This is a genomic window from Candidatus Nitrososphaera evergladensis SR1 (assembly GCF_000730285.1).
GTDB lineage: Archaea > Thermoproteota > Nitrososphaeria > Nitrososphaerales > Nitrososphaeraceae > Nitrososphaera > Nitrososphaera evergladensis.
Genome location: NZ_CP007174.1, coordinates 14619 through 39802, shown reverse-complemented (window position 1 = coordinate 39802; position 25184 = coordinate 14619). Strand labels below are relative to the sequence as shown.

The following is a 25184-nucleotide window of genomic DNA, read 5'->3' as shown; positions in this document are numbered from 1 at the left end:
CTCATACGATCACCCTGACGACCTCCTGCCTTTTTGTCGCAGCAGATCCGTTTGTACTGGCAACAACAATCTGGCAGCTTGCAGTGACGTCAAACGCCCGCTCAAAGTTGCGCAGCGCGCTTGCAAGGAGCGTCGCCGGGACAGCGGCCTGCTGCTTGCCCTGCAGGATCTTGATTGCGACTTTTTTGTTGTTGTTGCCGCTTATCGACAGGCGCGCCATCGCCTTTGTCCTTTCAAGGATCTCCGAGAGCGCTATGCACGCCGAGATTTTTTCAATCGACTTTTTGTTCTGCGGCTCCAGTATCGAGCCGTACCTTGAAAACAGCCAGTCCACCGTCTTTTCCTTCTTGGTGTGGACGATGGCAAGCGCAAGGATCAGCTGCTCGCGGTGCGTGAGAAACGCGTTGTCCTCGTCCATTATCAGGTGAAAGAGGTTGCTCAGGTTTGTGACGGTGGGAAGGACGACTATCTGTTTAAGCGCATGGCCCAGTATCGCCCGCTCTTTTTCGCGCAGGAGGCCCGCAGACACCAGCGGCTTTACCAGCGAAAACGCGTACTGCGGGAGCAGCCCCTGCTGCTGGCACGCAAACGTGACGTACACCTTGGCCCGCTCGGCAGTCATGCTGTTATTGTTGTTGTTATAAAATGCCTTTGGGTCGCGCAAAAACACCGACAGTATCCCCTCGCGCAGGCCCCTGGCGCTGACTATTACCTTGTCAAAGTCCAGCTTTTGCATGAGAAGCGAGATCACCGCCGAGCCGGCGACGATGGTGTCTACCCTGTTGCTCCCAATAGCCTTTATCTTGTCTAGATCGCCCCTGTCCGTCTTGGACAGCTCGCTTGCTATTGCAGAGACGGAAGAATAGCTCATGCGATAGTTGTGGATCTTGTCAAGCTCATAGCCGGCAAGCTCTTGCTCATAGCGCGCAATGGCCCGCAGCGTGCCACCGACGCCTACAAGCGTGGTGTCAACGCTTGTACCAAGCTCCTTTCTGTCAGGCAGCGTGTCCAGTATGCGCTCCTCCATCTTGCCGTACGCTTTTTTTGAAAACGAAGAGTCATTGTCGCTGTACGTCTTTGACAGGCGCAGCGCGCCAAGGGGGTACGACTCGACCTTTTTTACGTTGTAATTTTCGGTGTAGACAAGCTCCAGGCTTCCGCCTCCAAGGTCGAAAAAGAGCGACGTGGGTACACAGGTTGACGCAAGCGCGCCAACGTACGAGTAGAATCCTTCCTCCTGACCGGAAAGTACCTTGAACTGAAAGCCCGTCTCCTCACGGATCTGCTTGAGAAAAGAGTCGCGGTTTGCAGCGTCCCTCACGGCGCTTGTCGCAACCGGCAGCACGTGCCGTATGGAATCAAAATTAATGATGTCGCGGAACAGCTTCAATGCTTCAATGGTGCGCTGCACGGGCTCGCCGGAAAGGTAGCCTCCCCTGCCAAGCCCCTCTCCAAGCTTGACCTTGACTCCTTCCTGCCGGTATGCCTTGAAAGTGCCGTCGCGCTTGATGTCATAGTTGACCATCTTGACAGAGTTAAAGCCAAGGTCGACGACAGAGACTTTCATGTTATGTTGTCATCATCCTCCTCATGTGGCGCGGCGTAAGAAGCCACCGCAGCTCCCCCCTTGCCCTTGGCCGGAGCGACGTCACGCTGACCCTTGCAAGGCCGGCCTTTTTCAGCACAATGCGCCCATTACTGCCGCCACCGCTACTGCTCCCTTGGCTGTCAAACATCAGGTCGCCAACCAGGCTGCTGAGGTACGGCTCGTGACCTACCACCATTACAGAATCGCCGGGCTTGAACTGCGCAAGCTTGGAATAGAGCGCAAGCCTGCTTCCCTCCGGCTTTAGTTCGTTCCACAGCTCGAATTTTCCTTTCTTGACCTTTAGTTTTTTGACGACGATCTCGGCGGTCTGGCGAGCCCTTGCAAGCGGGCTTGCGGCCACAAAGTCAAGCTTTATCCCGAGATCGACAAGGGCGCCCGCTATCTCCTTTACTTCTTGCTCGCCTGCAACGGTAAGCGGGCGCTCGGAATCCTTGCTTCCGGCGGCAAGCCTCTTGCCCGCCTCGCCGTGACGCAGGATGTAAAGCTCCACGGGAGCCGATAGAGCCGGCGCGTATATCAAACTTGTCTATATATTGTCAGTATAAAGTAAAAAAGAAAATGGTGCTTTTTCTTCTGCCTAGGCTTTTTTGGCCCTTGAAAAGGACATCTCGACGCCTGCGGAAGGCGATACCCTGACCTGATATTCCTCGTCCTTTGACAGCGGTATTAACGAAACATTTTCTCCCATGCACGATGGGCACGCAGGCAACAGATTATTGTTATTGTTCTTGCCAAAAACGGTCGCGCTCCAAAAGCACGATTCGCATAGCGCAAAATGCCTTTCAGAACCTGTTATTGCTGCTGTTGTTGTTGCTGTTACTACCTGCATAGATACACACGCCGGTTATTTCGCGCAGTGTGCTCATATCCCTTGCCGACAGTCAACACATAGTTCAACGCGCGCCTATAGCTTGCCTGTATTCTATATTGGGTAGCTTTTTGTTGTCTGCAGCGGTATAACAGGGGCGTTGAGGTTGAATGGCAGCAACCCCGACCCGCCGGCCCTTTCCCCTCATCCCCCTCCCAACAAAAAAGTGGCCCGCGGGTAATGCCATCAACCTCGGCTTTATCGTTTCTGCAAAAAAATCCTGCATATACCGCATGTGCATGTATCTGCACGGAAGAACAATCGGACCATTTTACACTGCTACATGAATTACGTGAATTATGCGAATTACGTCGGGCATCCATTAGAAGGGCGTCTATGCTATTTCCGACATGCACGGCGTTGGAAAAAGAACGACGATGATTGTTATTGCCGGGTTTTTCGCCGCTGTCTTGGCTATGATGCCCATGCTGTCCGCTTATGCGCAGGGCAAGATAGTGATAGACGGTGCCGGCGCAACGTTTCCCTTCCCGCTGATAGACACGTGGCGGGTGCAGTACCAGAAGGTAAACTCTGATGTCAGCCTGAACTACCAGTCAATAGGAAGCGGCGGAGGGGTAAAGCAGTTCACCGAAAAGACGGTCGACTTTGGAGCGTCAGACGCACCTCTCACTGAAAGCGAGAGAGGCGCGCTGCCCGGGCCGGCAGTCCACATCCCTGAAACCATTGGTTCCGTGGTAGCAGCGTACAACGTGCCAGGGGTTGAGAAGGGCCTAAAGCTCACCGGCCCCGTCCTTGCCGACATTTACCTTGGCAAGATAAAGAAGTGGAACGACCCGCAGATCGCCTCTGAAAATTCTGGTGTCAACCTTCCAAACCGCGACATTGTAGTCGTGCGCAGGGCAGACGGCTCTGGAACGACGTTTGTATGGACCAGCTACCTTGCAACTGTGAGCCAGGAATGGAAGGACAAGGTGGGCGCAGGCAAGTCCGTCGAGTGGCCTGTGGGCGTTGGCGCTCCCGGAAACGAGGGCGTTTCAAACACGATAGGGCAGACGCCCTACTCGCTTGGGTACGTGGAGCTCTCGTACGCGCTCACTACAGGGATGGACTATGCCAGCATAAAGAACAAGGCAGGCAATTTTGTAGAACCGACCCTTGATTCGACAAAGGCAGCCGTAGAAGCGGGCGCTACGTCGCTCCCCGCTGGTGACGCCTCGTGGGCCAACGTTTCGCTCCTTGACGCATCAGGCGACAACTCGTACCCGATTGCAAGCTTTTCTTACCTGCTTCTGTACAAGGAGATGAGCACGTCTCCCAAGGTGGACAGTGCGCAAAAAGCCAAGGCGATTGTTGATTTCATCGCGTGGGCGATAGGGCCGGAAGGGCAAAAGCACGCCGAGCAGCTGTCGTACGTGCCCCTGCCTGACAACGTCGTCAAGCTGAACATGCAGACCCTCGGCTCGCTGACGTACAAGAGCCAGCCTGTACTGCAACAGCAACAGCAGCAAGCCTCTGACACTACAGTGTCTGCCACGTTTGAAGGCAAGAGCTACCCCGTCAAGGTCAGCAGCTCGTCAAGCGCCAAGGTCACGAGCGTCGCAGTAAACGCGGCGGGCCAGTCAATCGACGTCGGGTTTGACAAGCCCGGCGACGTGGAGCTTACCCTGCCAAAGGCCATGATAGACGGCATACAGGTCGTCTCGGCGGGAGGCAAGGAGGTGAGCTTCCAGCAGGTAGGCTCGACAGCCACGGAAACCACGATAAAATTCACGGTGCCTGACGGCAGCGCCGGGCCGGTCAGCATCAAGGGCGCGTCGGTCGTTCCCGAGTTTGGCGTGGTATCAGCGCTCGTCCTTGCAGTGTCGCTTGTGGCAGTGATAGGCATCGCGCGCTTTAAGGGACAGGCTTCTTTTTTTGGGCTAGGTAGGCTCTAGCTCATTATCCTGCCTCTTTTTTCTTTTTCTCTCTCTCTTTCTCTCTCTATATAGATCACCTTCAGCTACAGTTTTTCCGTTGGCAACCGTCAAATACGCTCCGGCCTCACATCATCCCGTATAATCGCATGACTTCTCCTCCTTCTTTTTCAGAATCACGGAAGGAGCGCAAGGAATTCCTCTCGTCGTTCTTTCTGAGTGCAAAGCGCCGGGGCGACGGCCTGTTCAAGTGGGTCGTGATTGGGGGCGCCGCGTACACGCTTTGCATGCTCCTTCTGGTAGTTTTCTCGGTGGTTGACGGCTCGCTGCCCATCCTGTTTTACCAGGGCCCTGGGTTCTTTACCGGCACCGGCTGGAACCCCGTGGAAGGAAGGGAGTCGTACGGCGCGCTTCCCTACGTCATTGGCACGCTTGCAAGCTCGGGCATTGCAATGGCGATAGGAGTGCCAATAAGCCTGGGCATCGCAGTGTTTATCACCGAAATCGCGCCTGCAAAGGTGGGGACGCCGGTAGGCTTTGTGATAGAGATCCTGGCGGCAATCCCAAGCATCGTCTACGGCCTGTGGGCGCTCTTTGTCTTTCGGTTCTGGATACTTGACTACATCGAGGCTCCGCTGTACGACACGCTTGGCCAGTCGATACCGTTCTTTGGCCCCGGCCCGTTTGGCCTTGACATCTTTACCGCCGGCATCGTCCTTGCCATAATGATAATACCTATTGTTTCTGCAATCTCGAGAGAGGTCCTAAGGGCGGTGCCAAACTCGCAGCGTGAAGCTGCGTACAGCCTCGGCGCGACACGCTGGGAGGCTGTCTGGCACTTTATCTTTCCGTACGCCAAGGCCGGAATCCTTGGCGCGGCCATCCTCGGCCTCGGCAGGGCCGTGGGCGAGACAATGCTTGTCACCATGGTGATTGGAAACACCGTGGGGCTGGCTGCGATACCCGACGGCCTGTTCAGCCCGGGCCAGACGCTTTCAAGCCTCATAGCCAACGAGTTCAACGAGGCCGCGTCGCCACTACACGCCTCAGCGCTCATCGGGCTTGGCGCGACGCTGTTCATCCTCACGATGGCCATCAACATCGGCGCGCAGCTGCTCGTGTCAAGGATGGTCAAGGTAGCACCGGGGGCCAAAGAATAACACATGCAGCCAAGGCAGGAGCGCAAAAAAATGATCCAGGATGCGATGGTCAGGACAAACGCCCGGCGCCGGCTCGCAGACAAGCTGTTCACCGCAGTCACGGTCGCCTGCATCGCGGCAGCAATGATCCCGCTTGGAAGCATCCTTGTTGAAGTGGTGAAAAACGGCGCAGGCGCCATAACCGCAGAATTTCTGACGCAGCCGCAGGGCTCCATAATAGCAGGCGACGGCGGGATAGGGCCGGCCATACAGGGCACGCTGCTTGTAGTCGCGCTGGCGTCGCTCATCGGCATCCCGGTGGGCGTGCTTGCAGGCATCTACCTTTCCGAGTACGCCCGGGACAGCAGGTTTGCCCGCGCAGTGCGGTTCCTTAACAACGTCATGACGGGCCTGCCGTCCATCGTCATCGGCATAGTGGGATACGTTGTGCTCGTGCTCACCATCGGGTCGTTCAACATCACTGCAGGCGCTGTTGCATTGTCCATCATCATGATACCCATCATAGTCGGCGTGACGGAGGAGACGCTCAAGCTCGTGCCAAACTCCGTCCGCGAGGCAGGCCACTCGCTTGGCATACCAAAGTGGAAGGTGACCATCTTTATAACGCTGATGGCCGCAAAGAGCGGCGTCCTGACCGGCATCGTACTTGCAATTGCGAGGATAGCCGGCGAGACTGCGCCCCTCATCATGACCATCCTTGGCACGAGCCTGTTCTTTCAGGGCTTTTCCGGGCCTGTCGACGCGCTCCCGCTCAGGATATGGCGCCTTGCTTCGCTTCCGTACGAACACGCGCACTCGTTTGGATGGGGCGCCGCGCTCGTACTGATACTGATAGTGCTGTCGCTTTCAATCGTGCTCCGGTTTGTAGTGCTGAGGCGCAAGCGTGGCAGAGTCAATGTTGTAAAGCTCTAAGGGCTCTATAGTGTGCTACGTGATCTATTTAGGCAATTGATAATTAGTCAAAAGCCAAAAACACCGTCGTGAATGACGACGAGCGAAGAATACCTCAGTAGTAGTGGTAGCCCTAGTTATGAGGCTCAAGCGACATCAGCCAAGCCCGGCTACAAGGTTTCGGTCCAGCGCCTCAACTCCTGGTTCTTTGACAAGCAGGCGCTAAAGGGCATCAACCTCGACGTCAAGGAAAACACGGCAACTGCCCTCATCGGCCCGTCTGGCTGCGGCAAGACCACGCTCATCCGCTCGCTCAACCGAATGAACGAGATGACCCTCGGCGCCAGGGTGCAGGGAAGCGTCTTTCTCGATGACACTGACATTTACGGCAGGGAAACAGACCCTGTCCTCATAAAGCGCAGGATTGGCATGGTGTTCCAAAAGCCAAACCCGTTTCCTACCATGAGCATCTTTGACAACGTTGCAGCAGGGCTAAAGCTGAACGGCATCAGGGACAAAAAGATGCTAGGCGAGATAGTCGAGGAGAGCCTGAAAGGAGCAGCGCTGTGGGAAGAGGTGAAAAACGAGCTTTCCAAGCCCGGAATCAGCCTTTCCGGCGGCCAGCAGCAGCGCCTGTGCATCGCCCGCGCCCTTGCAATGCAGCCCGAAGTGCTCTTGATGGATGAGCCGACATCGGCCCTTGACCCGATAGCATCCTCAAAAATAGAGGAGCTGATACACGAGCTGAAAAAGGACCTGACCGTGATCATAGTCACGCACAACATGCAGCAGGCAGCCCGCGTCTCTGACTACACCGCGTTCATGTACCTGGGAGAGCTTGTCGAATACGGCCCTACAAAGCAGATGTTTGAAAACCCGGAAAAAGAGCTGACCGAGCGCTACATCTCGGGCAAGTTTGGCTAGTTATTATATAGTATATAATATAGTGAGAAAAAGAAGAAGCACAAAATACACGCGAGTGTTTTTCATATAAAATGACCCGCCTCCTCGACTATGGGCTGCGCAGCATGAGCAACCTGATAATGGACATGGCCGAGCTTTCCGTGCGCTCCGTCGACACTGCAATCGAGCTGTACGAAAAGGGCGACGGCAGCAGCGACAGGTCGCAAAAGATATTCGAGTGGTCCGAGCAGCTGCGCGTGCTGCAGGACGAGGTGACCGAGCTTGCAGTCGAGCTTATCGCCAGGTACCAGCCGGTGGCCACAGACCTGCGCTTCATCCGCTCATGCATCGAGATCTCGTACGGCTTTTCACGCTTTGGGCGCTACGCCTACGACATCGTCGACGTGATGGGCATGATGGGCTCCGTGTCGCACTGCGACAAGGGCGCCGTGATGGAGATGGCCGACACTGCCCGCAAGATGATCCACGCAAGCGTGCAGGCGTTAAAGTCAAGGGACAAGGAGGCCGCGCAAAAACTGTACCAGATGGACGACACGGTCGACGCCCTGTACAGGAAATACGTGCGCGAGGCGATAACGCCGAGCACGAAGAAAGGCTCCAACGACCTTGTCAAAGACCCGCGCTGCTATGTATCCAGCCTGCTCATATTGCGCTACCTTGAGAGGATAGCAGACCATGCGTGCTACATCGGCGATTCCGTGTATTACATCGTGACCGGGACGTCAAGCCCGCGCCGGTGATGGAAGAAGACTATATAGTGTCTATAGAACACGTGGCCGCGCATAGTGCGCCATAGTCTATTCTCGCAAACCGTTTATTCATAGCTTCTCAATTCTTGGCATATTGAGGACGACAGCAACTACTACTACTGCTGCCGGCAGCGCGGCAGCAACAGACCAGAAGGAAGTCCGCAAGGTGCAGTTCACCGGCAGGTCGACCTACGTGCTTTCGCTGCCGAAAAGGTGGATAGAGGAGATGCACCTTCACGCCGGCGACCAAGTGACGCTTGTACGCGAGACTGACAACTCGCTCTCCATAGTCCCTACGAACACCGGCCCGGCAGAGTCGCTTGCCGAGGCGACCGCGATAATCACTTCTTCTTCAAGCGAGGGCGAAAGCTCCCTCCGGCGCAAGGTGGTGTCGATGTACCTTGCCGGCTATAACATCATCCATTTGAAATTAAAGGCAGGGAGGATAAACCCTGCACTTCGCGATGCCGTCCGCGACGTGGTGAGGCGCAACCTTGTCGGCACCGAGATGATAGCCGACGCATCAGACATTATCACACTACAGGTATTGTTGTCATTGCCCGAGCTTTCGGTCAACACTGCCATCAGGCGCATGTACCTCATCGCGTCGTCGATGCACAGGGACGCCATGACCGCCCTTTCAGAACTCAACCTGGAGCTTGCAAGGGAGGTGATAAAATCCGACGACGAGGTCGACCGGTTCAGCCTCTACGTATTGAGGAACCTGGTGATGGCGACCCAGAACGGCCGCGTCCTCCGAGAGATGGGACTGAAGAGCCCGTCAGACTGCCTGAGCTACCGCGTGGCCGTAAAGAGCATCGAGCGCGTGGCCGACCACGCGTGCGGCATTGCCGAGATGGCCGCAAAACTAAAGGACAAGATACCAAGGGAGACGCTGCAAAAGATAGAAAAGATGAGCTACCTTGCGCTTACCGTGCTTGGCGATTCTGTCGAGGCGCTCCTGCGCCGGGACTACCAGCTTGCCGACAAGACGGTCGACCAGGTGGAAGGCATCCACGCGCTTGAGCAGGAGGCGCTTGGGTTCGTGGAAAAATCACGCGACCCGGCGAGCCTGAAACTGGTGCTTGAGGACATCAGGCGCACCGCCGAATACGCAAGCGACATTGCAGAAGCCGCGCTCAACGAGACTATTGAAGAGGTAATAGAGCGCAGCAATATCCAACACAAGTGATCCAGCAACATATACAGTCAGTCAGTCAGACAAACGGGACGAGGATAGCAAGTATCACGACTATTATCACCGGCATCAGCCTGCGCATCCTTGCGTTTACCCTGAGCGCCTCCTGCTCCTTGCCGCGGTCGACTAGCCTCATCTGGAGAACCAGAGACAGCAGGTTGTTCAGAAACAGCGCGTAGACGATTATCATTATCTTGTCCATGAAAGTCAGGTAGCCTATCGGTGGAAGCTGATTTGCCGCGCTCAGGTGCGCGGCGACTGCCGCAAGCAGCGTTGAAGCTGCAAGGCTTACCCTTGCCGCAAAGTGGGCCGGGCTCATCCAGAAGGCAAGCATCGCTATTGCGGTTATTATCAGGACGGGAAAGATCGTCTTTAGAAACGCCGACAGCGGGGCGCGCTCTATTGCAAACGCAAAGATATAGCGCGAGAAAGTCCCTTCGCGGTAGTGGTGGTTGATGACTTCAGAACTGCTTCCGTCAAGCGTCCAGCCCGGCACGTTTATCAGGTCGTCAAAGCCGCTTGACGCGGTATCCGGCTTGAACACCAGCTTTTCCACGGGCTCAAAGCCCTCGACTTCGACCGTCAGCCGCTGCGTGTCAAAGGGGTACTGGCGGAAATCCATGTTCTTGACAAACGTGCCTTCGACGCGCGCTTCGTAATAGCCAGGCTCTACTTGCGAAGGCGTGATGGTGGCGTTGAACGCGTTCATAAAGTCAAAGCGCGGCGCGCTTTTGGTAAAGTTGGCGTTTGGATCGTCTGATGAAAACCAGATGTAAAAGTCAATGTCGTACGAGCCTGCCTGCAGGTCGACCTTGCCAACATTGACAAGGTACACGCCCACCGTGCGGCTTTCAGGCTTTTCTTTTTCTTCTTCTTGTGCAAACGCCAAGTTTGTTGTTGTTGCTGCGCCTGACATTGATATGGAGAAAAAGGCAGCAGCGAGCGCGGCAAGCGACAGCGATGTTGCCGCTATTTTGTACAACCTTTCATTTTGCTTGGATGGAGATTATTTGCATTATGACTATTTTTTTCTGGTATATTGGGTCCAGCTTACCTTTTTCTTCTTCTCTTTCTTGCCTGCAGGCGATGCGCTATTGCCGTCTGGCTTTCTCATTATGAAAAGGTACTTGAAGCCCCGCAGGTAAAAGTTGAATCTCAGCGCACGGTTGTGCCACACGCCTGTGTTTGACGTCTGGCCGCGCCTTGCAAGGCATATGATGTCGACTGTTTCAAAATGCTTGCACAGCCGCTCGTACACCTTGAATCCGACGGGCGTGAATTTCTTGTGCACCCACTGGTCGCCGATTACCCATCCTATTGCCTTGCCGGGCTTCATCACGCGGCGGCACTCTGCCATCACTTTTTCAAGCTCGTCGTAAAACTCATCGGTTTCGGCAGAGATCTTGCCGATGTTGCCGGGTTGGTCGTTGTAGTCGATGTTGTCGCCGTACGGCGAGTCGATGAAAACCATGTCGACGCTTTCGTCTGCAAGCGGGATCTTGCGCGCGTCGTTCTGCACGATGTCGGGCCTGACGGGCGAAATGTCAAACGCCCTGCACCTTCTGCCTTCTTCTCTGCAGACGTCAAGCGTGGTGCCGCTTCCTGCCATCGGGTCGAGCACAAGGTCGCCCGGCTCGGTGTAGCGCTTTACCATGTTGTATATCGCAAACGCCGGCGTGACTCCTGCATACTTGTTGCTTCCCTTGGGCGTCTTGCCGTAGCTCTGCCGGGGATAGTCCCACAGCGTGGTTGACTCTAGCCGGGGCTTTTCGTCCTCTTCATCCTTCTCAAACGATGCAATCTTGCCGTTTGGGTTTTCAAGGTAGTTGGAAAGCGCCTCTGCCGCAGCGGGCGAGAGCGCGTCGCGCCAGCCAAGGCCCATCTGCGAAAGGATTTTCTTGGCGCCCTTTATCGAATGCGCCGCTTTGCCATTTTGCTGCGATACCCTTACCTGGTACGGGTATCTTCCTGCCCATGCCTCCGGCTCGATGTCTTTCTTGCCGTCCGAGTCTGCCGCAAAAGTCCCGTACAGCACGTCGGTGTCAAGGTTCAGCAAAAACAGCGGGTCGCCCTTTTTTATGGCAAGCACGCCTTCGCCGTACAGCCTGCCAGTGGCAAACAGCATCCTGTCAAGGCATTCTTTTTCCGTCTTGCTGGTGCAGGCGAAAATGCGACCCTGCCTTCCTGCAGCAGCAACAGCGGCAGAAGACACCATCGGAAAATCTGGCGCCTGCTATAGGATTTAACGGTATCGCCGGCTTTTGCTGTTGTTGTTTAAAAAATACCTCTTCTTGCTAACAAGCCAGCGGTTCATCAAAAACCCTGCGAGATCTCTCCGAGAAAAGGCGCCGTTTCCACATTTTTTATGGATAGTATTTTTTTCTACTCTTTTTTGACCGCGCTTTCGTCCATGTAGAATATCTCCCAAAGATGTCCATTAATGTCTTCAAAGGCACGCCCGTACATCCATCCATAATCTTGCGGCGCTCTGGGTTCTTTGCCTCCAGCTTCGATGACCTTCTTCATCAGCTGGTCCACTTTTTCTCTGCTTTCGGCCGATAGCGCCACTATCACCTCTGTGTTTTTCGTAGTATCGGAAATTTCCTTTTTGGTAAAAGTCTTGAAAAATCTTTCAACCAAGAGCATCACGAATATGTCTTCGCCTACCATCATGCACGTTGCGTTCTCGTCGGTAAATTGAGGGTTGAACGTAAAACCAAGCTTGGTAAAGAATTCCACCGTCTTGTTGAGATCTTTGACTGGTAAATTCACAAAAATTTTTGTTGCCATTGCGCTCAAATGGCAATTGAAGTCTATAAACTCTCTGCAAGTCTAGGTACTTACACTTTTTAGCAAAGCTGTGTCGTCGATAGCAGCAACAACCTTTTACGCAACTGTTGCGAAACAATGGCATGACGACCCTGTGCTATATCTGCAACGCAAGGACAGCCACGCTTGACTGTGCCGACTGCAAGAGGCCGGTGTGCAAGAACTGTACCCGGGACTTTCCCTTCTCCCCCGGAGTCTGCCTTGAATGTGCCCAGAAGGCAAAGACGGGCCTTGGCGGGATAAGAAAGGACATGGGCGAGATCTTTTAATCCCAATAACGCAGCACAGGGTGCGTGAAAAACGCCCCGGAAGGCTGGAAGATTCTGTCATCGAAAAAAGTGTACGGCCACCGCTACCTGTCCGTGTACGAGGACGAGATGGACCTTGCCGGCAAGAGGAAAAAGACCTACATACGCGGCCGGCGCCTTGACTATTCTACCATCGTGCCCTTTTCAGACGACGCAAAGAGCATCCTTACAATCAAGAGCTACCGGCACCTTGTAGACTCGTACCAGGTTGAGGTGCCCTCCGGCTACATCGAAAAGGGCGAGTCGCCTCTGCAGGCGGCAAGGCGCGAGCTGGAAGAAGAGACAGGCTATGTCGCAAAAAAGATGGTACTGGTGGGCTCGTACACGCTTGACTATTCCATGTTTGAGCAGACAGGCAACGTGTTTGCCGCATACGGCCTTGAGGACACCGGCACAAAAAGGCTTGGCAGCATGGAAAAGATATCTCAAGTGAGCTTTGTGCCAGTGCAAAGAGTGAAAAAGATGCTCCTTGAGGGCAGGATACTGAACGCGGCGTCCATAGTGGCGCTGTACCGCGCCATCCATTATAACGAAGCAGGATCCGGGGAAATAATTTAAATCATCATTCAACGGAGATAATACCGGGAAGAGGAGAAAATATATGTCATCATCATCGGTAAACGAAAGCCCTAACCACTTCATGGTCCTTGATGCGATCTCTAGGGGAGTGAAATCAGTAGGCAAGATAGCCAAGGTCACGAAGCTCGACAAGGCCCTCGTAGAGATGATAGTTAACGACCTTGCGGCCCAGCGCCTCATAATAAAGAGCGAGAAAAAGGGATTTTTTGGAGGCAAGAAGGAGGAGCTGACGGTAACAGAGACCGGTATGCGCGTGCTTGCAGCCAAAAAGCAAGAGCTTGAGCGCAAGTTCCAAGAGTTTCAGCAATGGTATTCCAACGGCCAGACGCAGCAGCTGCAGAACTCTATGCAGAACGACAGGATGTGGCTTCCCTTCATGCTGTTCTCCGGCATAATGAACGCCATGTTCTTCATGTCCATGATGTCGTTCATGGGAGCCGCGCTGACCCCTACCGAGACGGCGCTTGCCGGCGACCAGGGCGTTGACACTGGCGCAGGTGGTGCCGACGCCGGAACTGACGGCGGAGGAGCCGGCGCTGATGGTGGCGGTGGCGGCATGGACAGCGGCGGTGGAGGAGATTTCGGCGGTGGCGACTTTGGCGGTGGGGACTTTAGCTTCTAGCCGCAATAGAGTCTTTTTTTCTGTACAAGCCTGTAGTAGCGCCGCTATCATTACCGGCACATGCCTTTCTGAGAATGTGCGAACTAGTCTCTGCTGATCTCTTCTGCAGGTGCCGTTGCTGCCTCTGCAGAAGCAGCAGCCTGCCTCCTTTTTACTGCCATTGTCTGCCTGCCGGCAAGTGCTGCAACAAACACAGCGGCTGACACCAGCACTATAGTTCCTGCCGGCGCAAGGTTGAACGCATAGGAAACCGCAATGCCGGTCAGTACCGAAAACACCGAAACTGCCACTGAAATCAGCGCGGTCTTCTTGAACCCCCTGCCGAACAAGAGCGCCGTGACGTTTGGTATCACTATCAGCGCCGACACGAGCAGGATTCCCACAAGTCGCATCGAGACCACCGCCGCGACGCTTGCAAGTACTACAAACAGGTAGTTCAATTTTGAAATTGGCAGGCCGCTGACCCTTGCCTGCTCCTCGTCAAACGTGATGTACATGAATTTCTTGTGCAGCGTGACGATTATTGCAAGGATGACGCCGGCAAGGGCTAGGATGGCAAGCGTGTCGTTGACGCTGACAAGCAGTATGCTCCCAAACAAAAAGCTGAACAGGTCAAGCGTAAAGCCCCCCGACGCGCTGACAAGCAGGATGCCAAGCGCAAGGCCGGACGACAACAGTATTGCCACCGTCGCGTCGGCCGGTATCTTGGCCGACTGCCTCAGTTTCGTGATGCCAAGCGCGCCAGCAATGGAAAGCGCAAGGCCTGTCCACAGCGGGTATATCCCGGCCACAAGCCCCACCGCTATCCCGCCAAACGCGACGTGCGACAGCGCGTCGCCAAAGAGCGAGTTGCGCCTGAGCACCAAAAAAAGCCCGATTACAGAAGTTGTTATCGCGACTGCAACGCCGGCAATGAGGGCGCGTTGCATAAAGCCAAATTCGAGGATTTCTAGCGCCATGTCATATCTTCCTCTCTAGTGATCATGCTGGTGGAGTTGGTCGTGCATGTGCATGTGCGCCTGCATGCTTGACTCGGAATACGCCTTGAGCAGGTCAGGGTTTTCAAAGAACTCGTGCGTCTCGCCGTGGAAGAACATGCTCCTGTTGACGCACGCGACGCGCGACGCAAGCTTGTTCACGGCGTCAAGGTCGTGCGACGACCAGATTATCGTTATCTTTTGCTCCTGGTTCAGCTTTTTCAGCAGCGCGTAAAAGCGGTTCTGCGTTTCAAGGTCGATGCCTGTCGCCGGCTCGTCCAGTATCAAAAGCTCTGGCTCGTTAACGATTGCCTTTGCAATGAGCACGCGCTGCTGCTGGCCGCCGGAAAGCTCGCCAATGCGCCTGTCCTTGAGGGCAAGCAACCCTACCGTGCCAAGCGCCGACGCGATGCGCTCCTCGTCGCTTTTGCCCTTTTTCGACTTGCCGATGCCAAGCGACACTATCTCTTCCAGCGTGGCTGGAAAGTTAGAGTCGATGTTCTTTCTCTGCGGTATGTAGCCTATCCTCTGAAACACCCTGCTGTTGCCCTTGATGTCCTCGCCAAATATCCTGATGGTTCCCCTATAGCCTCCAAGCAGGCCCAGCATGCAGGAAAAAAGCGTCGTCTTGCCGGCGCCGTTTGGGCCTATCATGCCAAGCAGGTCGCCCTTTTCCACCGCAAACGTGATGTTGTCCAGCACCAGGGTGCCTCCGTACGAGAACGAGACGCCCTCAAGCTCCACTACTGCGTCGTGCATTCCAGCCCCTCCTTCAGGTTTGCCAAGTTTTCATTCATCTTTTCCATGTAGCCAATGCCTGCTGCGCGCTCGGCGCTGCTGACGCCTTCTATGGGGCTCAACACCAGGACCTTTCCGCCTGGTATCTCGCTTGCAATGACGTTGGACAGCCTGCTGTCCACGAGATCCTCGGAATAAATCACCTTGATGCCAAGCGACCTTGCAGTCTGGATTGTTTCCTGTATCTTTTGCGGCAGCACCTCGCCCTCTGGCGACACTCCCTGTATGTTGTGCTGTACAAGGCCGTACCTCTCTGAAAACCACTTGAACGCATCGTGGAACGAGATAAAGTCCGACTTTGTGCAGGACGCAAGCTCCTGCCTTATTGCAGAGTCAAGCGCGTCAAGCTCGGATGAGAACTTTTTGGCGTTTTCGTCATAATAGGCTGCGTTTGCGGGGTCTGCTCTTGCAAGGGCGGCCCGTATGACGTCAACCTGATGCTTAGCAAGCACGGGGTCCAGCCAGACGTGGGGGTTTACGCCAACGTGGCCCTCCTCATCTTTTTGCGCCGGCCCAAGGTCAAGGCCCTCCGTCGTGTTGACAAGGGCCTTTGCGCCAATGCCGGAAGCCCAGTTCTCAAAGCCGGCGCCGTTTATTATCAGCAAATCGGCATTCCTTGCCCTCGTCACGTCGCCGGGGGTTGGCTCCCAGTCGTGAGGCTCGATGCCCGGAGGGATCAGGCTTGACACCTCTGCCCGGTCCCCGGCAACGTGGGAGGCAAAGTCGTACAGCGGATAAAAAGAGGTCACTATCTTCAGTCTTGATGATTCTTCCTTGGCGGCAGTAGTGGCACTTGATGATGGCGATGCTTGCTGCTGCACGCCTGTGTACAGCGTGGCAACCATTGCAAGCGGTATTACGACCGCAATTGCCGCAAGCGCGATCCTGCCCTGCTTCATTATTATTCTTTGGTTCCTCTATGGTTATTAACAATATATACTTTTGTTAATAACTCCTATGGAAGTATTTATAAAGTTGTTAATAACAAATGTAGCTGTGCCCATAGTAAGCGTATCGCTCAACGACGACATACTGGCCGAGATGGACGTACTGCAAAAGGCCCTCGGCTTTACAGGCAGGTCCGAGATAGTAAGGGCCGGCATCCGCCAGCTTGCGGCGGAGGAAAAGGACAGGCAGGACCTGGTGGGCTTTATCCATGCGCTGCTCATGGTGGTGCACAACGAAGAGTCGGAAAAGCAGGTGACGGACATGAAGCACGACTATGACGACCTGATACAGACGCACCTGCACAGCAAGATCCACGGCGACAGGTGCCTGGAAGTGTTTTTGCTAAAGGGCGAGGCAGAGGGGGTAAAGCGCATGACCAAGGAGTTCCAGTCCAACAAAAAGATGGACCACGTGAAACTCATCTCAATGTGAGACATAGATGCTGCTGTTTTTTGCAAGCCCAATTGGCCTTGGGCATGCCACGCGCGACATTGCAATAGCTGAAAAACTGCAAGGCTACGACATTTTCTTCGTATCAGGCGAGGGCGCCTCCCGGCTCATCGAGAAAAAGGGCTATACAGTAGTTGACGCCTACAGGCCGGAAAAATTCATCGTGCAGGACGGCCAGCTCCAGCAGTCTTTTCGATGGCTCATGAGCTACTACTCGTACTACAAGAAATGCAAAGAGGTTGCAAAAGGCGTGCTTGCAGAGCACGATGATAACCCCATTGTAAGTGACGAGGATTTTGCGTCGATAGCAGTCGCGGAGGAGGCAAGGAGGAAGCGGGTCCTGATAACTGACATCGCCGAGACGCATTTCACAAAGGGCGCCGCGTCGCTCATCGAAAAAAAGATGAACGGCGCCATGAAGGACATGATGAAAAAGTGCGACTGTGTGATAATCCCCGACGACGGCGACGACTATGACAACATATCGTACGTCGGGCCCATAGTGCGCAAGGCAACTGCCGACCGCGAAACGTTGCGCAAGCGCCTTGGTTTTTCAAGGAAAACCATAGTGGTGAGCATCGGCGGCACAGACGCGGGCCGCTACCTCATTGAAAGGTCGCTTGACGCGTACAGGAAATTGCGCGACAAGCTGGACGCCGACTTGGTTGTCGTTCCCGGGCCATCATTGCAGTTGCCCGAGTCGCCGGACTATCGCAACCTTGGCTTTATCGACAACCTGCACGAGCTGATATACGCGGCCGACCTTGTGGTTTCGCTGGCAGGCCGGTCAACGATGGACGAGTCAATAGCGTACGGCACGCCGGGGATATTCATCCCGATAAAGGGACATTTTGAGCAGGAGCAGGGCGCCGCCCGCCTCGGATACAAGCACGAAGACGTTTTCCGGTTAGAGTCGCTGATTGAGGAAAAGATTGGTAGCAGAAGGAACAATACCGTAAATACAGGTGGCGCAGAAAAGGCTGCAAAAATCATTTCCACTCTGTCCGGGTAGGATTGGAAGCATCTTCACCCGCCTATTGAAATAGGGCTCACACAGAACTTAAACACTATCTTCTCTATATTCCAACACACTCTATAGAAGGCAAAAGTCGCTTCCCCCGTTTGACACAAACCTGAAAGTCGCGTTGCCTCCCCTTATGTCCGCAAGATACGCGTCTACGCTGTTGATGGAGACGTGCTCTCCCGAATGCAGCGCGGCCTTGGTGCTATGCATATAGGGAATTATCTCGTCGCAATAGTCATAAGCGATCGTGACAGAGTTGTCGGCTTTGTTGATGCTTTCAACCCGCAGCCGGTTGTTGCTTTCCCCTTCCCCGAGCGTATCTACCTTTTCGTCAACGTTTACGTGAAAAGTCGCCACGCTGGAGAGGGCTTGTGGCGCGTCGTAGCTTGACACCAGAAAAGTCTTGATCGTGTAATTGCCGGGTACGAGGGGATTCCAGAGCAATGCATACCCTGAAGAGGCGTGGCCTGCCACCGTACGGTTTCCGTAATTGTTTGCATCGACATATTGCGGGTATCCGTAAGAATCAATGACATTGACGACGTAAAAGACACGCACGAGATCCTTGGGTTGCTCTGCAGGATTGCTGAATTCTGTGTAGATGTAATAATAGTCGGTAGCATTGACTATGCTGCTTTCTTTGTGCCCCTCGAACTCGGTTGTTATCTTGCCTCTTCCTTCCATCATGTAGGGGTAGCCGCTGTCGGCGGCCCACGCGATCACAAGTGGCGTCATGCAAGCAAATAAGCTTGCCACAAGCAGGACAACGAGCAGAAACACTGCCATGTTTCCTTGAGAGGTTACACACGCTTTCATCGATAAATGCATTTCAGGTTGCACCCTATAGAGACAAAAAGATAATCCGGCAAAGTTTGTATGCCGGACAATTTTCTTTTGTTTCGTCAATCAACGTAACTTATCGATTGGGTAAGCGCTCTAACGATATTGGATGCTAACGATTCAGAATTTGCACGTCCACCATGAAACCCTCTAGTTGGTTTGGAATTTGTTTTCTCAACTCAGGATCATCTTTTTCCAGTGTTATCCTTATGCATGGATTGCTACTGCCGCTACCATTGTTGCTGCTGCCGCTGCATTCTTTGTCGACTCCCATACTATAACCTCCTCCAGTTTTAGCATGAATTTTGTCAAGGATGGAAGAAAGTTGCTTGTCATAAGCGTACGCCACTTCGTAGATGGAAATGTGGCCGTCGGCTGCGCCAACAGAGCTGATGTTGTCTATCACACCTGCAATATCGTATCTTTCGTAATGGTCTGTGCCGAGCGCCGGTCTTATTGTTCCTGTCACATTGATTAGTTCGTTTGACTGATTGGTAGAAAAGATCCAGTAGTATTTTTGATCATCATCTTCAACATGAAGGGCGTAATACTTGCCATTGTCGATTCTAAGAAAGCCTCCCCTGCATTCGTCAGTTTCTGGCACTCCTTCTCCAAGCAGGGATTTCTTGTGAGGCAAGCATACGACCTTGCCTGCCGCAGTCATCTCTGCACTCACTTGTGGTGCTTGCTCAACTGCGACAGATAGCAGAAATATCAATACAATTCCAACAGCCAAGCCTGCTACCACCGGAATTGTCAATGATGGCGAGGAAGATTTATCGCCGCTTGATGCTGCTGCCGACAATATTGTTATTCCCTCTTTCTCCCAATTTTGACCTGCTTTTATGACTCTGACTGCTCCAAATGCAAGATAATTTCTTAATCCTGAATAAAGTCTTCCTCAAGCGTGGCTCCTCTATATCCAACTATCAGTCGGTAATGCCCGCTACCATGAAGCTGCTGAACTAGGAGCGGAAAATAACTATCTCCTTCAATATCATGTAGCGTCCATTTTTCGTCAATTTTGCGCTCTGTTAAATTACAGTTTGGAAAGTTCTTGCTGAAATGCTCCACCTCGTCACCAGAATTTACGTTCACAATCCTTGCTATCACTGGGCTGCAAACCTTTCCATATCCCTTTGCCGTGACAGCAAAGTTGAGCGCTTCGCCAGCTGAATACCTAGTCTTTAATCCAACTACGGATATAGTCACGCCATTTTGCTTTGCTGTAACTTTCTGCTCAAAACTATTGAAGATAGATGATGCAAATACCATTATGAAAGCAGCGCCAACAACGAGTCCAACTATCACCGGAATTGCCATAGACGACGAAGAGCTACCATCGTCGTCATTGCTAGATGCCTCTGTCAATACTCTGCAGTTTTCTATAGTGTATCACTTAATTGAATATTTTGCAGTAAAAATTCTCTTTTGTCAATCAACGTAAAAAAATCAGCGGTAGCGGGAACGTTATCTATACCTCTCCCCGCTTGCGTTATGGGGCAAGTACGAGGGTCCAGATTTGTCACCCTTGCCATCATCAAAACTCTCTAAAATAATCGCTGTGAATGTATATCTCCGGATGACCCCAAGTTGCCTAGAAGGAGAACAAATTATTTGGGAACGAAAGATTCTGGACATACAGAATAGATACAAAACAAGGAGATCATATTGATTGAAAAGTAAGATAGTTAGCAAGGAAATTCATCTAAAGAAACGACCGGCAGGATTTGTTACTGAAGATGACTTTGAGCTTGTAGAGGTAGAGATTCCTGAACCAAAAAGAGAAGGCGAGTTTTCGGTTCGCAATATCTGGATGTCAGTGGATCCTTGGATGAGGATATATATGGTCAAGGGAAGTAGAATAATGCCTCCAGTTGAACTGAATAAGGCACTCAGTGGCGGATGTATAGGACAGGTTATAGAATCTAAAAGTGATAATTTTAAAGTTGGAGAATGTGTCAAAGCAAACTTTGGTTGGAGAGAGTATTGGGCTGCGCATGATGCAGACAGCAGTGCTAAAAACATTACAAAAGTAGATCCCAAGATTGCTCCATTAGAATATTTTTTAGGATTACTCGGCATTACTGGCATCACTGCTTATGTTGGTCTTTTTAAAATAGGTGAACTTAGGGAAGGTCAAGATACTGTATTTGTTTCATCAGCCGCTGGTGGGGTAGGCTCTGTTGCGTGTCAGATAGCAAAGATAAAAGGATGTCATGTAGTTGGCAGTTGTGGCAGCGATGAGAAGGTAAGATGGCTACTTGATGAACTTAAAGTAGACTATGCATTTAATTACAGAAAACTAGGGGAAAGTAATATCTCCTCCGAGTTAAAGAGGGCGTGCCCAGATGGAATCGACCTTTATTTTGATAATGTCGGTGGCAAACATCTTGAAGCAGCAATTGACAACATGAACATTTTTGGAAGAATAGTACTATGTGGAACAACATCGCAATACAATGATAATAATAATACTTCTACAACATCTGGTAATGTCAACGACCCTTCAACTCCTACTTTGTCATCAGGACCATCGAACCTTTCTTTAGCTGTTTCACACAGACTTAGACTTCAAGGATTCATCTGGAGTGATCATAATGATATTTTAAACGAGTTCAATGCTTCCATGTCCAAATGGATAAATGAAGGCAGGATAAAGTGGAAAGAAAGCATTTTTGAAGGCCTAGAGAATGCGCCAAAAGCCTTCGTTAGCTTGTTTAAAGGAGAAAGTCTTGGTAGAATGCTTGTAAAGCTTGGACCATACACTGCAACCTCTTTGTGATAGCGAGCAAGTTCCGCAAGCAGGTTTTTCGTATGTGCTACCTTGTGCTTGCCAAAAGTCTCTCTACCAATGAGGCCGTTTCTTGCCTCGTCAATCAACGTAAAATCAGAAATTTGGAGACGTTATCTATACCCCCATAATAGCATGGGTTCCACAGAAATTGAACTGCAGCGGTGTTTGTTAAAGTAATTATCATCTCTAGCCTTGGTGCTTGTTGTGCATGAAATCAAAACAAATATTGTTTTTCATGTTCGTGATTTCTGAGGTTTCTTTATTGTAATGATGATTGCGCGATCAGGACGAATACCAATTTAGCGTAGCAAGTGGTACATTCTTTTTGCACATATGCCTGCGCGCCAGACCTATGTTATTGTGGGATCAAGCATGGCAGCGGCAGTTGTTATTGCAATAATAGTAGTGTTATCAATCACGGCAAATTCTGGTATCTCTAGCTCTGGCGTTGTTGCTACCCGCCTGTCAGAATCTGATACAAAATCATCTTCTTTGGCCTGGACCGAAGGCAGGCTCCTGCCTACTTCCCGGACAGAAGTTGCCGGCGCCGCAGTTGACGGCAAGATCTACATAATCGGGGGATTTGACAGGACCGGCAAGGTGGTCCCGACAGTCGAGGTCTATGACCCTGGCACTGACAAATGGAATACCGCCGCGCCGCTGCCGCATCCACTTCACCACGCGGCCGCAGCATCGTACAACGGCACGCTGTACGTGGTGGGCGGCTACCTTGAAGACAATACGCCTTCAGACAAACTGCTAGCCTACGATCCAAAAACAGATGAATGGCGGCAAGACGATCTTGCCCCGATGCTGACTGCAAGGGGTGCGCTGGCCGCCAGCTTTGTAAACGGCACCCTTTATGCGGTAGGCGGCGTCAACGCCAGCTTTGGCTCTCCTGCCGCCGGCCCGCTTGCAACAAACGAGGCGTACGACCCAAAGACGAACAGCTGGTCGCAAAAAGCGCCCATGCCCACTCCCCGGCAGCACCTTGCAGCTGCAGTTCTTGATAGCAAGCTGTACGCCATAGGAGGCAGGATAGACAGCCTTGCCTCAAACCTTGCCTCCAATGAAGCGTACGACCCAAAAAGCGACGCGTGGACCAGACTGGAACCGATGCCAACAAAGAGGGGCGGGATTGCGGCTGCCGCGGTTGGCAATGCAATTTACGTTTTTGGAGGCGAGTCGCCAGAAGGCACCTTTAGAAACAACGAGAAATATGACACAGAAACCAGCAGCTGGACACGCGCGCCGGAAATGCCAACGGCCCGCCATGGCCTTGCGGCAGTCGCTCTTGGAAACAAGATCTATGTGATAGGGGGCGGTCCACAGCCGGGCCTCACCGTCAGCGGTGCAAACGAGATATTTTCTTCTGTCACATGATGTCTTCTTTTTCCACGATAGTACATACACACACGTACCACTTGCGGCAGTAAGCTAAAAGATCGATTGAAAAAAAAGCTTGACTGCTGCTTTCAGCCTCAGAGCTTGGCTTGTTGCGGGATCAGCCCAAGCTGGCCCAGAAACGCCAGCTGGTCGTAGTAGATGTGGTTTTCGACGATGCGCTCGTTGCGCACCTTCCACACGTCACAGAAGGGAAGCTCTACTTTTCTGCCGGTGGCCGGCATCATGGACCCATTGGGCCCGGCCATCGGCCCGGTGTTGGTGCCGATAAACACCCCTTCCGTAATCACCGTGTCTGCGCCCTCGATAGACGCGCGTATGTCAAAGCGCAGGTCGGGAAAAGCTCGCTTGAAACCGGACACAAATGCGAGGAAGTCTTTGATGCCGCTCACCGTCCCGGCTGCCGCGCTGACGTGGACAATATCGTCCGACATGACCTCGCGGTCACGCTCGATGCGGCCCTCTGACACGTTGGCATAGTGCCGCTCGACGAGCTTTTTCTTGCTGCCAGATGCTGCTGCAGCAAATGGTCGCGGGTCAAAAACTGTCCTGATTGAGCTTATTTTCCCGTCCTGAACGCGATACCACCCGCATGTAAACAAAGTTACAGCCGGCGTGCCGATGGTCAGGTCATAGAGAAGGCAAACATCGTTCTCGTTGCCTTCCACTGCAAAGGCCTTCTTGATCTCGTATTTTAACGGACATAGCGGCTCTAAATCCTTGAGGAGCGCGTCTGGCCTGTGGTGCGATGCCATGGGTCCTGAAAACGACATGTTGTCGTGCATGTAGCTTCTAGCGGCTTTAAAGTCGCGATTTTCAAGCGCCTTTAGATACGATATCACGACTTGCTGTGCGTTATTATTATTGCTACTACTCTTGTTAGATTCCATCATTATATGGGCTCGCAAAAGGTTGGGGCAACGAACCTCTTTAATTCTCTGCAACAAGAATACGATCAAGACAACAGTTTCGTTGAAAACCTGATAGGCTAAAAGAATGCTATTTTCCTAGACCCTGCCCAATAATGCTCAAACAGGTCGCAGCACCAGGCCCGGAATTGAGGATCTTTGCCAGAAAAGCCCTTGCCAAAATCGATCTCGCCATCCAGTCCCGGGAAACACACCCCTGCAGTTGTCTCGTTTATCGCTAATGCGATTTGTACATCTTGCAGCATCGCAACCTCGAATTTCTCTGGCAGTATCGATTTTGCGTCGACGAATTCCTTGCGGTCGGTTATCTGTTCGGCTATCAGCCTGACGGTCAAAGTCCGGGACTGAAAGCTCTTCCCGACAGACATTCCTGTCACGATGGGCTGGTCTGAAATCAGCCAGACGTATTCCCTTGCTTCAGAGATTACGGTCTTGATGTGCTTTAACACCTGGCTGACGTGGTTGACGTACTCTCCTTCTGACAATTCGCCGATCCTTTCGATAAAGCTCCTGGGAAGAAAGGAGAGATCGTGCGAAAGAAAGTAGTTGTCTTTATGTTTTAAAAGAAACTCTATTGTGGGAAAGAGGGTAAGGATTGTTTTCCCAAGCGCTGTGGTTTCGTAAAGGCCGTCCGGGTCCTTTTTGATGAAGCCTGCATCGCTGAGCCGGGCAAGGTGGCGAGAGCATTCCTGTGTCGAGGCGTTGATGGTTTTTGCAAGAGTTGTCAGCCTTTGCTTCCGGGTATTGACCTCGGAAAGCAAGGTCAGCCTGTCGGCGCTTGCAAGGCTGAACAGGAGCTCTGAAACGTCTTGTGCTGCCAATTTTTCCTCTCCACCGGGCGCTACCAACGTATAGCTGGCTTTTACTGTGACACTTGCAGTTTTTAAAGAATCCGCTATTGTGGTTCTGATTTTCAACAATAACTGCTACATGACATCTTCAGGCTTTTCCTCGTGGCCGCACACCTGGCAGCGGTAAATCTTGAACCCGATGTGGACCATCTCGCCTCCACACCTTATGCAAAGATCTTCTTCTCTCTTCTCTTCTCGCACACTCGGCATTGGCGCCACCCGTATTTATCGGTGATTTGAGTTTCCTTTTTAAAATCTATTTATACTAAGGTGCCATTTTCCCGGCCAGTGTCTATATCTGATGCAGGCGACTGCAAAAAGATAGAAGAGGCGCTAAAAAAGGCTCTGAATACTTTTGATGAATCGGCCGTCCGCGTATTGTTTTACCATCTTGCGGAAAAATACCGTATCCGTTTTGAGCCGCCCTGCTCGTCGGTGGAAGAGATTGAAGCCGCCCTGTTTGACATAGCAGGTCCTGCCTCGGATCTCGTGATTAGCAGGATGCGCTCTTTTCTCCACTAGCTACCAATGCTCTCATCATCTTTAATATAGGGA

Annotated in this window: 29 protein-coding genes; 14 read left to right on the top strand and 15 right to left on the bottom strand. The window is 52.6% G+C overall.

The window, feature by feature from the left end; all coding sequences use genetic code 11:
* Position 1 precedes the first annotated feature (1 nt).
* The 3 genes from NTE_RS00235 to NTE_RS00225 form a co-directional block, all read right to left on the bottom strand.
* Complete coding sequence (locus NTE_RS00235; RefSeq protein WP_148699196.1) at positions 2-1567, bottom strand: Ppx/GppA phosphatase family protein; 1566 nt, start codon at positions 1565-1567, stop codon at positions 2-4.
* A 1-nt stretch (position 1568) separates the two neighbouring features.
* On the bottom strand, positions 1569-2099 hold the full coding sequence (sixA, locus tag NTE_RS00230) for a phosphohistidine phosphatase SixA (protein ID WP_158384851.1): 531 nt from the start codon (positions 2097-2099) through the stop codon (positions 1569-1571).
* Between the two features lie 87 nt (positions 2100-2186).
* Positions 2187-2438, bottom strand: coding sequence for a hypothetical protein (locus NTE_RS00225; protein WP_148699194.1), 252 nt, complete (start codon positions 2436-2438; stop codon positions 2187-2189).
* Positions 2439-2893: 455 nt separating this feature from the next.
* Here NTE_RS00225 and pstS point away from each other — a divergent pair, with 455 nt between their 5' ends.
* From pstS to NTE_RS00195, 6 genes are all read left to right on the top strand, one after another.
* The gene (pstS, locus tag NTE_RS00220) at positions 2894-4372 is read left to right on the top strand and encodes a phosphate ABC transporter substrate-binding protein PstS (RefSeq protein ID WP_226987293.1); all 1479 of its coding nucleotides are present in this window, start codon (positions 2894-2896) and stop codon (positions 4370-4372) included.
* 128 nt (positions 4373-4500) lie between these two features.
* A complete protein-coding gene (pstC, locus tag NTE_RS00215; protein WP_148699193.1) occupies positions 4501-5511 on the top strand; it encodes a phosphate ABC transporter permease subunit PstC in 1011 nt (336 codons plus the stop codon).
* A gap of 3 nt (positions 5512-5514) precedes the next feature.
* Complete coding sequence (gene pstA / locus NTE_RS00210; RefSeq protein ID WP_226987078.1) at positions 5515-6423, top strand: phosphate ABC transporter permease PstA; 909 nt, start codon at positions 5515-5517, stop codon at positions 6421-6423.
* 72 nt (positions 6424-6495) lie between these two features.
* On the top strand, positions 6496-7326 hold the full coding sequence (pstB, locus tag NTE_RS00205) for a phosphate ABC transporter ATP-binding protein PstB (protein ID WP_148699192.1): 831 nt from the start codon (positions 6496-6498) through the stop codon (positions 7324-7326).
* A 71-nt stretch (positions 7327-7397) separates the two neighbouring features.
* A complete protein-coding gene (locus NTE_RS00200) occupies positions 7398-8066 on the top strand; it encodes a phosphate signaling complex PhoU family protein (protein ID WP_148699191.1) in 669 nt (222 codons plus the stop codon).
* A 103-nt stretch (positions 8067-8169) separates the two neighbouring features.
* Positions 8170-9267 (top strand): phosphate signaling complex PhoU family protein, encoded by a 1098-nt coding sequence (locus NTE_RS00195; protein WP_148699190.1) that lies wholly within the window; start codon positions 8170-8172, stop codon positions 9265-9267.
* 25 nt (positions 9268-9292) lie between these two features.
* Here NTE_RS00195 and NTE_RS00190 read toward each other — a convergent pair whose 3' ends face one another.
* The 3 genes from NTE_RS00190 to NTE_RS00180 form a co-directional block, all read right to left on the bottom strand.
* Complete coding sequence (locus NTE_RS00190; protein WP_158384849.1) at positions 9293-10255, bottom strand: ligand-gated ion channel; 963 nt, start codon at positions 10253-10255, stop codon at positions 9293-9295.
* A gap of 39 nt (positions 10256-10294) precedes the next feature.
* Positions 10295-11488 carry a DNA methyltransferase gene (locus tag NTE_RS00185; RefSeq protein WP_148699189.1) on the bottom strand — a complete coding sequence of 398 codons (1194 nt, stop codon included), beginning with the start codon at positions 11486-11488 and terminating at the stop codon, positions 10295-10297.
* A gap of 167 nt (positions 11489-11655) precedes the next feature.
* Positions 11656-12063, bottom strand: coding sequence for a VOC family protein (locus tag NTE_RS00180; RefSeq protein WP_148699188.1), 408 nt, complete (start codon positions 12061-12063; stop codon positions 11656-11658).
* A gap of 122 nt (positions 12064-12185) precedes the next feature.
* Here NTE_RS00180 and NTE_RS00175 point away from each other — a divergent pair, with 122 nt between their 5' ends.
* The 3 genes from NTE_RS00175 to NTE_RS00165 are packed head-to-tail and all read left to right on the top strand — an operon-like array spanning position 12186 to position 13611.
* Positions 12186-12371: a hypothetical protein gene (locus NTE_RS00175; protein WP_148699187.1), complete on the top strand. Its 186-nt coding sequence runs from the start codon at positions 12186-12188 to the stop codon at positions 12369-12371.
* A gap of 24 nt (positions 12372-12395) precedes the next feature.
* Positions 12396-12968, top strand: coding sequence for an NUDIX domain-containing protein (locus tag NTE_RS00170; protein ID WP_148699186.1), 573 nt, complete (start codon positions 12396-12398; stop codon positions 12966-12968).
* 43 nt (positions 12969-13011) lie between these two features.
* Positions 13012-13611 carry a MarR family transcriptional regulator gene (locus NTE_RS00165; RefSeq protein ID WP_148699185.1) on the top strand — a complete coding sequence of 200 codons (600 nt, stop codon included), beginning with the start codon at positions 13012-13014 and terminating at the stop codon, positions 13609-13611.
* Positions 13612-13694: 83 nt separating this feature from the next.
* Here NTE_RS00165 and NTE_RS00160 read toward each other — a convergent pair whose 3' ends face one another.
* The 3 genes from NTE_RS00160 to NTE_RS00150 are packed head-to-tail and all read right to left on the bottom strand — an operon-like array spanning position 13695 to position 16285.
* Complete coding sequence (locus NTE_RS00160; RefSeq protein WP_226987077.1) at positions 13695-14570, bottom strand: metal ABC transporter permease; 876 nt, start codon at positions 14568-14570, stop codon at positions 13695-13697.
* A gap of 15 nt (positions 14571-14585) precedes the next feature.
* The gene (locus NTE_RS00155; RefSeq protein WP_148699184.1) at positions 14586-15347 is read right to left on the bottom strand and encodes a metal ABC transporter ATP-binding protein; all 762 of its coding nucleotides are present in this window, start codon (positions 15345-15347) and stop codon (positions 14586-14588) included.
* Positions 15332-16285 carry a metal ABC transporter solute-binding protein, Zn/Mn family gene (locus NTE_RS00150; protein ID WP_226987076.1) on the bottom strand — a complete coding sequence of 318 codons (954 nt, stop codon included), beginning with the start codon at positions 16283-16285 and terminating at the stop codon, positions 15332-15334. The genes NTE_RS00155 and NTE_RS00150 overlap by 16 nt, the downstream gene beginning before the upstream one ends.
* Positions 16286-16382: 97 nt before the next feature.
* Between NTE_RS00150 and NTE_RS00145 the strand changes: the two genes are divergently transcribed.
* Both NTE_RS00145 and NTE_RS00140 read left to right on the top strand, forming a co-directional pair.
* Entirely contained in the window at positions 16383-16766 is a 384-nt protein-coding gene (locus tag NTE_RS00145; RefSeq protein ID WP_148699183.1) for a CopG family ribbon-helix-helix protein, read from the top strand.
* A gap of 7 nt (positions 16767-16773) precedes the next feature.
* Positions 16774-17796 (top strand): glycosyltransferase, encoded by a 1023-nt coding sequence (locus NTE_RS00140; RefSeq protein WP_148699182.1) that lies wholly within the window; start codon positions 16774-16776, stop codon positions 17794-17796.
* Between the two features lie 81 nt (positions 17797-17877).
* On the opposite strand, the gene NTE_RS00135 is transcribed toward NTE_RS00140, so the two are convergent.
* From NTE_RS00135 to NTE_RS00125, 3 genes are all read right to left on the bottom strand, one after another.
* Positions 17878-18624, bottom strand: a complete 747-nt coding sequence (locus NTE_RS00135; RefSeq protein WP_148699181.1) for a hypothetical protein — start codon at positions 18622-18624, stop codon at positions 17878-17880.
* A gap of 136 nt (positions 18625-18760) precedes the next feature.
* Positions 18761-19453, bottom strand: coding sequence for a hypothetical protein (locus NTE_RS00130; protein WP_148699180.1), 693 nt, complete (start codon positions 19451-19453; stop codon positions 18761-18763).
* 74 nt (positions 19454-19527) lie between these two features.
* Positions 19528-19971, bottom strand: coding sequence for a hypothetical protein (locus NTE_RS00125; protein WP_148699179.1), 444 nt, complete (start codon positions 19969-19971; stop codon positions 19528-19530).
* A 352-nt stretch (positions 19972-20323) separates the two neighbouring features.
* Here NTE_RS00125 and NTE_RS00120 point away from each other — a divergent pair, with 352 nt between their 5' ends.
* Together NTE_RS00120 and NTE_RS00115 are read left to right on the top strand one after the other, a co-directional pair.
* A complete protein-coding gene (locus NTE_RS00120) occupies positions 20324-21433 on the top strand; it encodes an NADP-dependent oxidoreductase (RefSeq protein ID WP_226987075.1) in 1110 nt (369 codons plus the stop codon).
* Positions 21434-21805: 372 nt separating this feature from the next.
* Positions 21806-22828, top strand: coding sequence for a Kelch repeat-containing protein (locus NTE_RS00115; protein WP_158384845.1), 1023 nt, complete (start codon positions 21806-21808; stop codon positions 22826-22828).
* Positions 22829-22926: 98 nt separating this feature from the next.
* Here the strand turns inward: NTE_RS00115 and NTE_RS00110 are convergent, their stop codons facing one another.
* The 3 genes from NTE_RS00110 to NTE_RS17220 form a co-directional block, all read right to left on the bottom strand.
* Positions 22927-23742, bottom strand: coding sequence for a nuclear transport factor 2 family protein (locus NTE_RS00110; protein WP_148699177.1), 816 nt, complete (start codon positions 23740-23742; stop codon positions 22927-22929).
* A gap of 95 nt (positions 23743-23837) precedes the next feature.
* Positions 23838-24599, bottom strand: coding sequence for a helix-turn-helix transcriptional regulator (locus NTE_RS00105; RefSeq protein ID WP_148699176.1), 762 nt, complete (start codon positions 24597-24599; stop codon positions 23838-23840).
* A 105-nt stretch (positions 24600-24704) separates the two neighbouring features.
* Positions 24705-24830 carry a hypothetical protein gene (locus NTE_RS17220; RefSeq protein WP_264357928.1) on the bottom strand — a complete coding sequence of 42 codons (126 nt, stop codon included), beginning with the start codon at positions 24828-24830 and terminating at the stop codon, positions 24705-24707.
* Between the two features lie 87 nt (positions 24831-24917).
* Here NTE_RS17220 and NTE_RS00100 point away from each other — a divergent pair, with 87 nt between their 5' ends.
* A complete protein-coding gene (locus tag NTE_RS00100) occupies positions 24918-25151 on the top strand; it encodes a hypothetical protein (RefSeq protein WP_148699175.1) in 234 nt (77 codons plus the stop codon).
* The last annotated feature ends 33 nt before the right edge of the window (positions 25152-25184 follow it).

Bases quoted from the DNA above. Each gene is read 5' to 3' on its own strand.
- NTE_RS00235 (WP_148699196.1), bottom strand. From the start codon at position 1,567: ATGAAAGTCTCTGTCGTCGACCTTGGCTTTAACTCTGTCAAGATGGTC.
- NTE_RS00225 (WP_148699194.1), bottom strand. From the start codon at position 2,438: ATGCAGGTAGTAACAGCAACAACAACAGCAGCAATAACAGGTTCTGAA.
- pstS (WP_226987293.1), top strand. From the start codon at position 2,894: ATGATGCCCATGCTGTCCGCTTATGCGCAGGGCAAGATAGTGATAGAC.
- pstC (WP_148699193.1), top strand. From the start codon at position 4,501: ATGACTTCTCCTCCTTCTTTTTCAGAATCACGGAAGGAGCGCAAGGAA.
- pstA (WP_226987078.1), top strand. From the start codon at position 5,515: ATGCAGCCAAGGCAGGAGCGCAAAAAAATGATCCAGGATGCGATGGTC.
- pstB (WP_148699192.1), top strand. From the start codon at position 6,496: ATGACGACGAGCGAAGAATACCTCAGTAGTAGTGGTAGCCCTAGTTAT.
- NTE_RS00200 (WP_148699191.1), top strand. From the start codon at position 7,398: ATGACCCGCCTCCTCGACTATGGGCTGCGCAGCATGAGCAACCTGATA.
- NTE_RS00185 (WP_148699189.1), bottom strand. From the start codon at position 11,488: ATGGTGTCTTCTGCCGCTGTTGCTGCTGCAGGAAGGCAGGGTCGCATT.
- NTE_RS00180 (WP_148699188.1), bottom strand. From the start codon at position 12,063: ATGGCAACAAAAATTTTTGTGAATTTACCAGTCAAAGATCTCAACAAG.
- NTE_RS00175 (WP_148699187.1), top strand. From the start codon at position 12,186: ATGACGACCCTGTGCTATATCTGCAACGCAAGGACAGCCACGCTTGAC.
- NTE_RS00165 (WP_148699185.1), top strand. From the start codon at position 13,012: ATGTCATCATCATCGGTAAACGAAAGCCCTAACCACTTCATGGTCCTT.
- NTE_RS00160 (WP_226987077.1), bottom strand. From the start codon at position 14,570: ATGGCGCTAGAAATCCTCGAATTTGGCTTTATGCAACGCGCCCTCATT.
- NTE_RS00155 (WP_148699184.1), bottom strand. From the start codon at position 15,347: ATGCACGACGCAGTAGTGGAGCTTGAGGGCGTCTCGTTCTCGTACGGA.
- NTE_RS00150 (WP_226987076.1), bottom strand. From the start codon at position 16,285: ATGAAGCAGGGCAGGATCGCGCTTGCGGCAATTGCGGTCGTAATACCG.
- NTE_RS00140 (WP_148699182.1), top strand. From the start codon at position 16,774: ATGCTGCTGTTTTTTGCAAGCCCAATTGGCCTTGGGCATGCCACGCGC.
- NTE_RS00135 (WP_148699181.1), bottom strand. From the start codon at position 18,624: ATGAAAGCGTGTGTAACCTCTCAAGGAAACATGGCAGTGTTTCTGCTC.
- NTE_RS00125 (WP_148699179.1), bottom strand. From the start codon at position 19,971: ATGGCAATTCCGGTGATAGTTGGACTCGTTGTTGGCGCTGCTTTCATA.
- NTE_RS00110 (WP_148699177.1), bottom strand. From the start codon at position 23,742: ATGATGGAATCTAACAAGAGTAGTAGCAATAATAATAACGCACAGCAA.